Below are 12,321 nucleotides of genomic sequence, written 5' to 3'. Positions count from 1 at the left end.
CTACAAGGGAATTGTGGTGAATCAGTGTGCCTCACTCGCCTTCAGCCCCGCCGGCAACTTCCTGGTCAACAACACCGCCACCATGCTGATCCCCAACGCAATCCCGACAAAATGAAACGCATCGTTGTAGGCCATGATCGAAGCTTGTTGGTGGGCGATTTCACTGAGTTTGCCCAGCGCCGCCGTCTCGGTGCCCAGCCGGTCGGTCAGTGACGCTATACGCTCGGCCACCTGTGGGTTACTCGGCACGATGGACTCGCGCAAGTAATCAAAATAAGTTTTGGTACGTGCATCCAGCAGCGTGGCGAGCAGGGCGATGCCGATCGCGCCGCCAAGGTTGCGCAGGATGTTGAACAGGCTCGACGCCGAACCCGCATCCTGCGGCAGGATGTACGCCGTGGCGATCAACGAAATGGTGACCATGATCAGCGGCTGGCCCAGCGCGCGGATGATCTGGATCTGGTTGAACTGCGGGCCGGCGAAATCCGGGTTCAGCACCCCCGAAGAAAAACTCGCTAGCCCGAACAGGCCGAAGCCTACCGTGCACAGCCATTTCGGCGAGACGTATTTCATCAGCTTGGGCACCAGTGGAATCAGAAAAAGCTGCGGCACGCCCATCCACATGATCACTTCACCGATCTGCAAGGCGTTGTAGTTCTGGATCTGCGCCAGGTAAAGCGGCAACAGATAGATCGAACCGTACAGGCCGACGCCCATCCCGATACTGGAAATGCTGGATAAACCGAAATTGCGATTGCCCAGAATGCCAAGGTTGATCAGCGGGTTGGGTTTGGAAAACTGCACGATCACAAAGGTGATCAGGCTGATCAACGCAATACTGCCCAGCGTCACAATCGACTGCGACTCCAGCCAGTCCTTGCGATGGCCTTCTTCCAGAAAAACCTGCAAGCAGCCGAGCCCAACGCCGAGGGTGACGATGCCTGCGTAGTCGGTGCTTTTAAGCAGCTCCCAGTGCGCTTCCTTCTTTTCCAGGCCATACATCAGACCGGCGATCATGATCAGGCCGGGCGGTATGTTGATGTAGAAGATGTATTCCCAGCCCCAGTTTTCGGTCAGCCAGCCGCCCAGGGTCGGGCCGATGGAAGGGGCGAAGGTTGCAGTCATGGCGAACATCGCCATGCCCTTGGCGCGATGGTGTTCCGGAAGCTTGATCAGGGTGAGGGTGAACGCCAGCGGAATCAGCGCGCCACCCGTAAAACCCTGCAGGGCGCGAAAGACGATCATGCTTTCCAGGCTCCATGCCATGGAGCACAGCAAGGACGCGAACAGGAAACCAAGGGAGACCCAAACCGCCAGGCGCCGTGCTGACAGCAACTGCACCAGCCACGCCGTCAGCGGGATCATGATGATTTCCGCCACCAGGTACGAGGTGGAAATCCATGAGCCTTCTTCGAGGGTCGCTGACAGCGCGCCCTGAATATCCTTGAGCGAGGAGTTGGTGATCTGGATGTCGAGCACCGCCATGAAGGCGCCGAGCATCACGCTCATCACCGCGATCCAGTCCCGCCGGCTCGGTTCGCCGACCGGGCGGATCAGTTGATCACCGGCCATCGTCGGCGGCGTCTTTGCTGCTCACTTTGGCGGTGACGTCTTCAGGGGCGTCCTTGATGTTCACCTTGGCGGTGACCGACATGCCCGGGCGGATCTTGCCGCGCAGCGGGTTGTCGGCGTCGAAGGTCAGTTTTACCGGAATCCGTTGTACGACTTTGGTGAAGTTGCCGGTGGCATTGTCCGGCGGCAACAGACTGAACTGCGCGCCGGAGGCCGCGAACAGGCTGTCGACCCGCGCTTGAATCGGCGTGTCGCCATAGGCGTCGAAAATCAGCTCGGCTTTCTGGCCGGGCTGCATGTGGCCGATCTGGGTTTCCTTGAAGTTGGCCTGAATCCAGATGTCTTCATCGGGCACGATCGACAGCAGATAGGCGCCGGCCTGCACATATTGGCCATTGCGCGCCGCACGCTGGCCGATCAGGCCACTAATGGGCGCGTGAATTTCACTGCGGGTCAGGTTCAGTTCAGCCTGGGCCAGATCGGTCCTGGCGTTGGCAATTTGTGCGTCCAGGCGCTTGATTTCGGCGGTCAGTGCATTGACCTGCTGGCGCTGGCCCTGGGCATCCGCCTGGGCCTTGGCCAATTGCGAGCGGGCAATGTGGTTATCGGCGGAGAGGGTGGTCACGCGCTCTTCTGATACATAGCCGGGCTTGCGCAAGGTCTCGGCGCGGGTCAGGTCGATCTGTGAACGGCCGACGCTTGCCTGGCTGGAGGCGACCTGTGCGTCGCTGGCGGCAATCAGGCTGGCTTGTTGGGTCAGTTTACTTTGGGCTTGCAGGCGTTCGGCTTCGCGGGTGGCGAGGGTTGCGTTGGCGCGGTCGACGGCGAGGCGGAAATCATCGCCTTCGAGCTTGATCAGCAACTGGCCTTTTTCGACGTGCTGATTGTCCTGTACCAGCACTTGATCAATGCGCGCGCCCAATTGGCTCGACACGCGGGTGATCTCGCCCTGGACGTAGGCGTTATCAGTGCTTTCATAAAACCGCCCCTTGAAGAACCATTGGGCAAACAAGCCCCCGGCAATCAGCAGGACGATCAACAGGAAAATGGACAGGCGACGCTTGAGTTGGGCAGGCATGGGGCAAACTGTAGTCGAGAATATGTAAGGAAAGTTATCAGCAGGTGAATCTGGCATACAGCCGATAAACGGTAAATGCCATCGGTTGATATTCGGTCATTCACCACGCCATAAGGGCGTTCCAGACGCAACCTTGGCTTAAATGCCCTGTTCACTGGAGCGGGGTGGGGCTCGCCTGTTACCATTCGCGGCTTGATTGTTCTTCGCTTTTCATTCTTTTCGAGACATGCCATGACCACCGTCCGCACTCGCATCGCGCCATCGCCTACCGGGGATCCCCACGTAGGTACCGCTTACATCGCATTGTTCAACTACTGCTTTGCCAAGCAGCATGGCGGTGAGTTCATCCTGCGGATCGAAGACACTGACCAGTTGCGTTCGACTCGCGAGTCCGAACAGCAGATTTTCGACGCCCTGCGCTGGTTGGGCATCGACTGGAGCGAAGGCCCGGACGTCGGCGGTCCGCATGGTCCGTACCGTCAAAGCGAGCGCGGCGATATCTATCAGAAGTACTGCCAGCAACTGGTTGACATGGGCCATGCCTTCCCGTGCTTCTGCACCGCCGAAGAGCTGGACCAGATGCGCGCCGAGCAAATGGCCCGCGGCGAAACCCCGCGTTACGACGGCCGTGCGCTGCTGCTGTCCAAGGAAGAAGTCGACCGTCGCCTGGCCGCTGGCGAACCGCACGTGATCCGTATGAAGGTGCCGAGCGAAGGCGTCTGCGTGGTGCCGGACATGCTGCGTGGCGACGTTGAAATCCCGTGGGACCGCATGGACATGCAAGTCCTGATGAAGACCGACGGCCTGCCGACCTACTTCCTGGCCAACGTGGTCGATGACCACTTGATGGGCATCACTCACGTGCTGCGCGGTGAAGAGTGGCTGCCATCGGCGCCGAAACTGATCCTGCTTTACGAGTACTTCGGCTGGGAACAACCAGAGCTGTGCTACATGCCTCTGCTGCGTAACCCGGACAAGAGCAAGCTGTCCAAGCGCAAGAACCCGACCTCGGTGACGTTCTACGAGCGCATGGGCTTCATGCCCGAAGCGATGCTCAACTACCTGGGTCGCATGGGTTGGTCGATGCCGGACGAGCGCGAAAAGTTCTCGTTGCAGGAAATGGTCGACAACTTCGATCTGAAGCGCGTTTCCCTTGGCGGGCCGATTTTCGACATCGAAAAACTGTCGTGGCTCAATGGCCAGTGGCTGCGTGATCTGCCGGTGGAGGAGTTTGCCACGCGCGTGCAGAAGTGGGCGTTCAACTCCGAATACATGATGAAGATCGCACCGCACGTTCAGGGGCGAGTCGAGACCTTCAGTCAGGTTGCACCGCTGGCCGGGTTCTTTTTTGCCGGTGGCGTGAACCCGGATGCGAAGTTGTTTGAATCCAAGAAACTGTCGGGCGATCAGGTTCGCCAATTGATGCAGTTGATCCTGTGGAAGCTGGAGAGCCTGCGTCAATGGGAGAAAGACAGCATCACCGCGACCATTCAAGCCGTGGTGGAATCCCTGGAATTGAAGTTGCGCGACGCCATGCCGTTGATGTTCGCAGCGATCACCGGTCAAGCCAGCTCGGTGTCGGTGCTCGATGCGATGGAAATCCTCGGCCCTGACCTGACCCGTTTCCGTCTGCGTCAGGCGATTGACCTGCTGGGCGGCGTGTCGAAGAAAGAAAACAAAGAGTGGGAAAAGCTGTTGGGCGCTATCGCTTAAGGGCGTCTGGCGCTTCGTAGGAGCTGCCGAAGGCTGCGATCTTTTGATCCTGCTCTTCGGCAACACCCCGCGTTTCTCGGGGGAGGGCGGTAAGTGATTGTAATGCCGACAAAAAATTTTAAATTTTTTGAAAAATAAGTTTGACAGTCTTTCAAAGCGCCCTTAAGATTCGCCCCGTCCTCAGCGATGAAGCCAACGGCAACATCAACGATGAGGGGCTATAGCTCAGCTGGGAGAGCGCCTGCATGGCATGCAGGAGGTCAGCGGTTCGATCCCGCTTAGCTCCACCAATTTACACTTCAAGGCCTGGCCACACCGGCCTTGAAGCGATCAACACTCAGCGTTGATCAGTTGTATAGAAGGGTTTGCGTCCCCTTCGTCTAGTGGCCTAGGACACCGCCCTTTCACGGCGGTAACAGGGGTTCGAGTCCCCTAGGGGACGCCAGTTTTACAGAAGTGATGTTGCAAAACGTCGCTCCGCCGCGAGGCGAAAAATCCGGGGCTATAGCTCAGCTGGGAGAGCGCCTGCATGGCATGCAGGAGGTCAGCGGTTCGATCCCGCTTAGCTCCACCAATTTACAGTTCAAGGTCTGGCCACACCGGCCTTGAATCGATCAGCTCTCAGCACTGATCAGTTGTATAGAAGGTTTGTGTCCCCTTCGTCTAGTGGCCTAGGACACCGCCCTTTCACGGCGGTAACAGGGGTTCGAGTCCCCTAGGGGACGCCACGATTACCCGCTCTGCGGGATTTTATAAGGGTCATTCAATTATTGAATGGCCCTTTTGTTTGTCTGGCGTTTGGCCAAATCTCCCCACTTCTCTCAAACTGTTCTTCAGACCAGCGGTCACATCCACGACTTGCGAAATATTATTATGAGAATAATATTCTAGTCGTAATATTCGGAGGCAACGATGAACGATAAAAAAGCTCAGACCCGCGAACGCATCCTCAAGGCCGCCAGCGCAGCGCTGATTCAGCGTGGCCCGGCCGAACCGAGCGTGGGCGAAGTGATGGGCGCAGCCGGCCTGACGGTCGGCGGTTTCTACGCTCACTTCGAAAGCAAGGACGCAATGATGCTGGAGGCGTTCAAGCAATTGCTCGGCCATCGCCGTGACCTGATTGCCGATATGGATGCCGAGTTGACCGGTGAAGAGCGTCGCGCATTGGTGGCTGCGTTTTATCTGTCGCGCAAACACCGTGACTCCTCCGAGTCAGCGTGCCCGATCCCGGCGTCGGTGGGCGAGTTGGGGCGGCTGCCGGAAGCGTTTCGAGTTGCACTCAATGAGCATATGGAACTGATGGTCGCGCAGTTGGCGGCCAGCCCGGAAGACACCGACAAGGCCCTGGCTGACATGGCGTTGATGGTGGGTGGCCTGGCTCTGGCGCGGGCGCTGGGGCCGGGAGAATTGTCCGATCGATTACTGCGCGCCGCCAAATCAGCGGTGCGGTGACCTGAGGGCTGCGGCCTGGGGAGAATGCGATGAGCACGTTGAAGTGGGTTCGTGGCGTGAATGGCACCTTGGGCTGGTTTGCTCCGAAGCTGGTGGCGAGCAAAATGCGTCTGGCGTTCATGACGCCACGGGACTTGCCGCCGCGTGATTGGGAGTTACCGTTGCTGGCGAAGTCAGAGCGGATCACCCTGCGTTTTGGTCTGTCGGCATTGCGTTGGGGCCAAGGCCCGGCGGTGTTGTTGATGCACGGTTGGGAAGGGCGCCCGACGCAATTCGCCAGCCTCATTACCGCGCTGGTCGATGCCGGTTATTCGGTAGTTGCCCTTGATGGCCCGGCCCACGGGCGCTCGCCCGGCAGCGAGGCGAATGTCGTGCTTTTCGCCCGCGCCATGCTTGAAGCCGCCGCTGAATTGCCGCCGCTGCAAGCGGTCATTGGTCATTCAATGGGCGGCGCCAGCGCCATGCTCGCGGTCCAGTTGGGCCTGAGAACTGAAACCCTGGTCACTATCTCCGCTCCGGCTCGCATTATTGGTGTGTTGCGCGGTTTTGCACGTTATGTGGGGTTACCGCCCAAAGCCCGTTCGGCATTCATTCGCCAGGTGGAAAAAGATGTTGGCATGCGTGCCGCCATGCTGGATGTCGCGCACTATCAACTCGACATGCCCGGCCTGATCGTCCACGCCGAAGATGACGTCGTTGTCCCGGTCAAGGAATCGCAGCTGATCAATGAAGCCTGGTTCGACAGCCGCTTGCTGCGCCTGCGCGAGGGCGGTCATCAGCGGGTACTGGCTGATCCCCGGGTAATTGATGGCGTGTTATCACTGCTGGCCGGTCGCAGTCTGCAATCGCGCCAATCGGCCTGATCATCCGTTACACTGCCCCGGTCGAAATAATCTGACCGGGAGTGGGGCATGGGCTGGGATCGGGCAACGCCATTTATCATTGATCTGCAGGTGGGCGCCGAAGACATCGACGGGTTGGGTCACGCCAATAACGCGGTGTACGTAACCTGGCTTGAGCGCTGCGCCTGGCGCCATTCCCAGCGCCTTGGCCTGGATCTGGTCGAATACCGTCGGCTGGATCGGGCCATGGCAGTGGTTCGGCACGAGATCGATTATCTGGCGGCTGCCTATGAGGGTGACGAATTGCAATTGGCGACCTGGATCGTCGATTGGGACCAGCGCCTGAAAATGACCCGACACTTCCAGTTGAAGCGTCCAAGTGACAATTCCACATTGCTGCGTGCGCAAACCACCTTCGTCTGCATCGAGCTGTCCACCGGCAAGCCCAAGCGCATGCCCGCAGAATTCATTGAGGGTTATGGCCCTGCATTGCAACTGCCGCAGCTGGATACGAGCAGAATCTGAGAGCAGAAGCTCAAGGTCCTTTTTTTAACGCTTATGTCGGGCAGGTTTTCTGCCCGTTATCCAGTCCCTGTTTATAAGCCTGGCTTTGCAGGCTGGCTTTGCCGTTGTGCCAGGTCAGGGTCAGGACATAGAGCGAGTCATAGTCGCTCGACGCCCAGTCTTCGGTGATCTTCTGTTTCTTGCCGACGGCTTCGCTGGCGACCTTGTTGATCAACTCTGGAAGATAGCCGTGGGACCAGGCGGTGTAGATGACCGAGTTGTGATATTTGTCTTGTAGCAGCTCGTCGGCCAGGTCGCTGGTGTCGTTGGCCGAGAAATCGATGTTCACCGGTAAGCCGAGCTTGATCGCGCTGGGGCTGATGGTCATCAACGGACGGATGTAGCTGTAGGAATTGTCCAGTTCACCTTCCTCGACGTTACGCGTCGGGTTGGCGGCGAACACATAGTTGGCCTTGCCGAATTTTTCCGGAAGCAGGGTGGCCAGGTCGATTGCACGATTGAGTCCCTGGCAATTGAGTTGGCCCAGGCCGCCAGCGGGTTTTTCTGCGTGGCGCAGGAACACCAGCGTCTGGGTGCCATTCGCCGGTTGGGCGCGACTTTCGCTTGATTCCAGCGACAGAAACAACGCACTGGTTGCCAGCATGGCGGGCAAAAACAGATAAGCGCGATGTTTAAAGTGTTTGGCGAATTTCACAGGCTTAATCATGAAATTAAGGGTTCTTCAGCGCATTGGGTTAAGGCTGACAAACCTTTACACCGCGACTTTCCAGCGTCGGGTGTTTTCCATGTCGTTGAGCCGGTCCGTTTCAAAGGGGGCATGTTCAGAGTCCTGTGAAGCCCATTGGTTCGATCCGGTCGTGAGCGTAGCACTTTACCGATAACCTTGAATGGGTTGGAGAAGGTTATCGACAGGATGTTGCGGATTTATGGATACCCTACAGCAACTGGCACAAGCCTTCTGTGATCTCTTTTGATCTCGACCATCAGCGTTATTGATGGCGCCAAACACCGCAGCAAGCGATATCTCCATTATGATCGGCATTCATTTTTTTCTCGTGGATCCTCCCCATGATCGATTTGTCTGCGTTCCCCATCACTCAAAAATGGCCGGCCCAGTACCCGGAGTGGATTCAGCTGTACTCCTTGCCGACCCCCAACGGCGTCAAGGTCTCGATCATGCTCGAGGAGATCGGCTTGCCCTATGAACCTCATCGTGTAGGTTTCGACACCAACGATCAGATGTCGCCCGAGTTCCTGTCGCTGAACCCCAACAACAAAATCCCGGCCATCCTCGATCCCCATGGACCGGACGACCAGCCGTTGCCGTTGTTTGAGTCTGGGGCGATTCTGATCTATCTGGCCGACAAGAGCGGGCAACTGCTGGCTCAGGAATCGGCGGCGCGTTACGAGACCATTCAGTGGCTGATGTTCCAGATGGGTGGCATTGGCCCAATGTTCGGCCAACTCGGTTTCTTCAACAAATTTGCCGGCAAGGACTACGAGGACAAGCGTCCGCGTGATCGCTACGTCGAAGAAAGCCGCCGCCTGCTCAGTGTGCTCGACAAACGCCTGCAAGGGCGCGACTGGATCATGGGCGAACGCTACACCATCGCCGATATTGCCACATTCCCATGGGTGCGCAACCTGATTGGCTTCTATGAGGCCGGTGATCTGGTGGGCATCCAGAACTTCCCGAACGTTACGAGGGTGCTGGAAAAATTCCTGGCGCGCCCGGCGGTGAAGCGTGGGCTGGAAATTCCAAAGCCGGTCTCGAATTAACCATCAAACCTGTAGGAGCGAGGCTTGCCCGCGGAGAGGCCAGTACATCCAGCATCAATGGCGCCTGACAAATCGCCATCGCTGGCAAGCCAGCTCCCACCGTTTGATTGTTGTCGGACACGAATTTTATGTTCACAGCCGATCTACTGTGGGAGCTGGATTGCCAGCGATGGGGCCATCACCTTCAACATAGAATCTCCCACCGGGAATGTGCTGCCCTCAAGGCCTGCCGAAAAATGGTCGAATCCCGTGATGATTGAAGTACCGCTCGATCACCTTGGGATCTGAACAGGTTTCGGCAATCGCTACATAGGTGTCCGGTCGCAACAGATAAAAACCGTTGCGCCCCAAACCGGCCTCTTCAAATGCCGGTCGCCAGTCGAACACATGCAGCGGCAAATGGTGCTCGTTGCACCAGGCGATCATCTCGTCGCTGGTGTCGCCATACACATGCACCTGCCACGTCGGACACTTCAGCGATTGGTAATTGTCGCCTTCACCGTCGTGCGCCCAGGGCAGGCGGTCGCCGCCATGAACGTGCCCGGCAACACCGTTGCTCAGGGGCATCGCGCGATAGTTGAGGGTGATCTGCGACACCGTGCGAAAAAGAAACTCGCGGGACGTTTCAAACGACGCCATTTTCGGAATCACCAGCGGTGCCAGTCGCGTGCGTAAAAGATCGGCGATGCGCCCTTCGGCCGTGACGAAGGTGAACACCCGGTCGGTGGTGGCCACCAGTTTTCGGGCGAACGCAATACGTTCGGTTTCGTAGGTGGCGAGCAATCCTGGCTTGGCGCCGCCGCTCAGCACTGCCGCGAGTTTCCAGGCCAGGTTGATCGCATCGCCAATGCCGGTGTTCATGCCCTGGCCGCCGGCGGGGCTGTGCACATGGGCGGCGTCACCCAGTAAAAACGCGCGCCCGCTGCGGAAGTGATTCGCGACCCGATGATGCACGCGGTAGGTCGAGAACCAGTTCAACTGTTCGATCTTGACCTGCATGTGCTCGATGGCCCGACTGCTGACGTCTTCGAACCGCAAGGTCTCGGCCTGTTCGGCTCGCTCGTCGCGCACGGTGCCGATCAAGCGTGCGCGGCCTTGCGCGGCCAATGGGAACACCGCAAGGAAGTCCGCTTCATCCAGATCCACATGCAATTCGCCATTGAACGTTGGGCCGCTGGCCTGCACGTCGGCGACATAGAAAATCTGTTGGTAGGTGCCGCCGGGGAAACCGGTGTCCAGGCTCTTGCGTACGATTGAACGGGCTCCGTCGCAACCCGCCAGGTAACAGGCCTGACAAGTCTCGTGTTGGCCGTCGGCCAGGCGCAAGGTGGCGATAATGCTGTCGCCGTCTTCCTCGAAGCCCAGCAGTTCGGTGTTGCGTTCCACCGTAATGCCGAAGGTTTCGAGGCGCTCGATCAGCAGCCGTTCGTGTTCATCCTGCGGGTAGATTTCAAGAAACGCGTAGGGCGTCAGGCCCTCGCCAACGCGGCTCAGGGGCAAGCGTGCCACGGGCTCGCCCTTGACCCAGAAATTGGCGGCGGCCACCCGATGGCCGCGTTGCACGACGGCGTCGGCCAGATCCAGCTGGCGATATAGCTCCAGTGTCCGCGCCTGCACGGCCAGAGCGCGCGAGGTGGTGCCGGGGGTTGAGGTCTTGTCGATGATCCGCGCGCGGATCCCCAGCTTGCTCAGCCACAATGCCAATACCAATCCGGTCGGGCCGGCGCCGATGATCAACACATCGCTGCGATGCATGTACCTGTCCTTTTCGCCGTGTGGTTCAAGTATGGTCCAGACTCACACGGCGGCCAGGTCGACCGCTCAACGGAAAAGCCTGCATGTCAGGACACCAAGGGTTTCATGACGAGGAACGGCCTGTGTGTGCGTTGGTCGTATGCTTAACCCGGTTCAACGGACTTTCTGGAGCGACATGCAAGCCCAACGATTGATCATGAGTCTCGCCGCGTTGCTGGTGCTGGCCGGTTGCGGCAGTCAACGGACTCAGGAGCCACCCGCGCGCAAACCTGCCGAGGTCAAGGCGCAAATCGTGCGTTTGCTGCCAGCGAAAGTAGCCGATCGCCAAGGTTGGGCCACCGACATTTATGCCGCCTTTGCCGCGCAAAACATTCCCCCGACCACGCAAAACCTGTGCGCAGTGCTGGCGGTCACCGAGCAGGAGTCGACCTATCAAGTGGACCCGACGGTGCCGGAGCTGGGCAAGATTGCCCGTGAGGAAATCGACCGCCGAGCGGCCAAGGCGCACATTCCCAATCTGCTGGTCAGCGGCGCGTTGCGAGTGAGTTCGCCCAACGGCAAAACCTACAGCGACCGCCTGAATGCGGCCCGTAGCGAGAAAGAACTGAGCGGGATTTTTGATGATTTCATCGGCATGGTGCCCATGGGCAAGACCCTGTTCGCAGGCTTCAATCCGGTGCACACGGGCGGGCCGATGCAGGTCAGCATCGACTTTGCCGAGCAACAGGCCAAGGGCTATCCATACCCGGTGGAGGGCTCGATTCGTCGTGAAGTCTTCACCCGGCGTGGCGGCATGTATTTTGGCATCGCCCATTTGCTCGGTTATCCGGTGAGCTATCCGCAGCCTCTGTATCGCTTCGCCGACTTCAATGCCGGTTGGTACGCCAGCCGCAACGCCGCGTTCCAGAACGCTGTGAGTCGAGCCTCGGGCATACCGCTGGCGCTCGATGGCGATCTGGTCCGCTACGGTTCGATCATGCCCGGCACCACGGAGTTGGCGGTGCGCACGCTCGGCAAGCAGTTGGACATGCGTAATCCGACGATCAGGGATCAACTGGAGGAGGGCAACAGTCTGACATTCGAGGACAGCGAGCTTTATCAGCGGGTCTTTGCATTGGCCGAACAGGCTGAAGGGCGACCACTGCCCCGGGCAGTGCTCCCGGGAATCGTCCTGCAAAGCCCGAAAATCACTCGCAAACTCACCACGGCCTGGTTTGCCAAACGAGTCGATGAGCGCTATCAGCGTTGCATGGCCCGGTGAACGAAACCCAAAACATGAAAAAGCCCGGCTGATCAGGCCGGGCTTTTTGTTGGATGCAGCGGTGGAGCAAGTGGGTCAGGCGATGGTGTTGCCGTGCAGGCGGTCGGAGCCATCAGCGGCAACAGTGTTGCCTTGCAGGCGATCAGAACCATCCGCGGCAACTTCGTTGCCTTTCAGGCGATCCGAACCATCGGCAGCGACTTCGTTGCCTTTCAAACGATCCGAACCATCAGCAGCTACAGCACGTTTTTCCAGCAGGCGGTCAGAACCGCCTTCAGCCACACGATTCTGGATCAGACGATCCGAACCACCTTCAGCCACACGGCTTTCAATCAGTCGATCCG

General features: G+C 58.6%; 10 protein-coding genes, 4 tRNA genes and 1 pseudogene. 10 read left to right on the top strand and 5 right to left on the bottom strand.

The window, feature by feature from the left end:
- Positions 1–21 precede the first annotated feature (21 nt).
- Entirely contained in the window at positions 22–1,512 is a 1,491-nt protein-coding gene (locus ACRESJ_RS10900) for an MDR family MFS transporter (protein WP_431757908.1), read from the bottom strand.
- 49 nt (positions 1,513–1,561) lie between these two features.
- On the bottom strand, positions 1,562–2,650 hold the full coding sequence (locus tag ACRESJ_RS10895) for an HlyD family secretion protein (RefSeq protein WP_431757907.1): 1,089 nt from the start codon (positions 2,648–2,650) through the stop codon (positions 1,562–1,564).
- A gap of 231 nt (positions 2,651–2,881) precedes the next feature.
- Between ACRESJ_RS10895 and gltX the strand changes: the two genes are divergently transcribed.
- The 8 genes from gltX to ACRESJ_RS10855 all read left to right on the top strand — a co-directional run bounded on the left by gltX (position 2,882) and on the right by ACRESJ_RS10855 (position 7,182).
- A complete protein-coding gene (gene gltX, locus ACRESJ_RS10890; protein WP_431757906.1) occupies positions 2,882–4,363 on the top strand; it encodes a glutamate--tRNA ligase in 1,482 nt (493 codons plus the stop codon).
- A gap of 214 nt (positions 4,364–4,577) precedes the next feature.
- Positions 4,578–4,653, top strand: a tRNA-Ala gene (locus ACRESJ_RS10885).
- A gap of 79 nt (positions 4,654–4,732) precedes the next feature.
- Positions 4,733–4,808: transfer RNA gene (locus tag ACRESJ_RS10880), tRNA-Glu, on the top strand.
- A 53-nt stretch (positions 4,809–4,861) separates the two neighbouring features.
- A tRNA-Ala gene (locus ACRESJ_RS10875) sits at positions 4,862–4,937 on the top strand.
- A gap of 78 nt (positions 4,938–5,015) precedes the next feature.
- Positions 5,016–5,091 (top strand) — tRNA-Glu (locus tag ACRESJ_RS10870).
- Between the two features lie 184 nt (positions 5,092–5,275).
- Positions 5,276–5,815: a TetR/AcrR family transcriptional regulator gene (locus ACRESJ_RS10865; RefSeq protein ID WP_431757905.1), complete on the top strand. Its 540-nt coding sequence runs from the start codon at positions 5,276–5,278 to the stop codon at positions 5,813–5,815.
- A gap of 29 nt (positions 5,816–5,844) precedes the next feature.
- The gene (locus tag ACRESJ_RS10860; RefSeq protein ID WP_431757904.1) at positions 5,845–6,678 is read left to right on the top strand and encodes an alpha/beta fold hydrolase; all 834 of its coding nucleotides are present in this window, start codon (positions 5,845–5,847) and stop codon (positions 6,676–6,678) included.
- 48 nt (positions 6,679–6,726) lie between these two features.
- Positions 6,727–7,182 (top strand): acyl-CoA thioesterase, encoded by a 456-nt coding sequence (locus tag ACRESJ_RS10855; protein WP_431757903.1) that lies wholly within the window; start codon positions 6,727–6,729, stop codon positions 7,180–7,182.
- Positions 7,183–7,213: 31 nt separating this feature from the next.
- Here the strand turns inward: ACRESJ_RS10855 and ACRESJ_RS10850 are convergent, their stop codons facing one another.
- Positions 7,214–7,888, bottom strand: a complete 675-nt coding sequence (locus ACRESJ_RS10850) for a histidine phosphatase family protein (protein ID WP_431757902.1) — start codon at positions 7,886–7,888, stop codon at positions 7,214–7,216.
- A 362-nt stretch (positions 7,889–8,250) separates the two neighbouring features.
- Here ACRESJ_RS10850 and ACRESJ_RS10845 point away from each other — a divergent pair, with 362 nt between their 5' ends.
- Positions 8,251–8,961, top strand: coding sequence for a glutathione binding-like protein (locus ACRESJ_RS10845; RefSeq protein ID WP_431757901.1), 711 nt, complete (start codon positions 8,251–8,253; stop codon positions 8,959–8,961).
- A gap of 219 nt (positions 8,962–9,180) precedes the next feature.
- Here the strand turns inward: ACRESJ_RS10845 and ACRESJ_RS10840 are convergent, their stop codons facing one another.
- Entirely contained in the window at positions 9,181–10,716 is a 1,536-nt protein-coding gene (locus tag ACRESJ_RS10840; protein WP_431757900.1) for an FAD-dependent monooxygenase, read from the bottom strand.
- A gap of 175 nt (positions 10,717–10,891) precedes the next feature.
- Here ACRESJ_RS10840 and ACRESJ_RS10835 point away from each other — a divergent pair, with 175 nt between their 5' ends.
- Positions 10,892–11,977, top strand: coding sequence for a DUF1615 domain-containing protein (locus ACRESJ_RS10835; RefSeq protein ID WP_431757899.1), 1,086 nt, complete (start codon positions 10,892–10,894; stop codon positions 11,975–11,977).
- A gap of 75 nt (positions 11,978–12,052) precedes the next feature.
- Here ACRESJ_RS10835 and ACRESJ_RS10830 read toward each other — a convergent pair.
- A pseudogene (locus ACRESJ_RS10830) lies at positions 12,053–12,321 on the bottom strand (hypothetical protein); the annotation flags it as partial.

It is taken from the genome of Pseudomonas sp., from assembly GCF_050739655.1.
In the GTDB taxonomy this organism is placed as follows: Bacteria; Pseudomonadota; Gammaproteobacteria; order Pseudomonadales; family Pseudomonadaceae; genus Aquipseudomonas.
Note: the sequence above shows the minus strand (reverse complement) of the source record. Positions and strands in the feature narration are given on the sequence as shown.

Coding starts and splice junctions, on each gene's coding strand:
- gltX (WP_431757906.1), top strand. CDS start 2,882: ATGACCACCGTCCGCACTCGCATCGCGCCATCGCCTACCGGGGATCCC.
- ACRESJ_RS10835 (WP_431757899.1), top strand. CDS start 10,892: ATGCAAGCCCAACGATTGATCATGAGTCTCGCCGCGTTGCTGGTGCTG.
- ACRESJ_RS10865 (WP_431757905.1), top strand. CDS start 5,276: ATGAACGATAAAAAAGCTCAGACCCGCGAACGCATCCTCAAGGCCGCC.
- ACRESJ_RS10850 (WP_431757902.1), bottom strand. CDS start 7,888: ATGATTAAGCCTGTGAAATTCGCCAAACACTTTAAACATCGCGCTTAT.
- ACRESJ_RS10840 (WP_431757900.1), bottom strand. CDS start 10,716: ATGCATCGCAGCGATGTGTTGATCATCGGCGCCGGCCCGACCGGATTG.
- ACRESJ_RS10855 (WP_431757903.1), top strand. CDS start 6,727: ATGGGCTGGGATCGGGCAACGCCATTTATCATTGATCTGCAGGTGGGC.
- ACRESJ_RS10845 (WP_431757901.1), top strand. CDS start 8,251: ATGATCGATTTGTCTGCGTTCCCCATCACTCAAAAATGGCCGGCCCAG.
- ACRESJ_RS10860 (WP_431757904.1), top strand. CDS start 5,845: ATGAGCACGTTGAAGTGGGTTCGTGGCGTGAATGGCACCTTGGGCTGG.
- ACRESJ_RS10895 (WP_431757907.1), bottom strand. CDS start 2,650: ATGCCTGCCCAACTCAAGCGTCGCCTGTCCATTTTCCTGTTGATCGTC.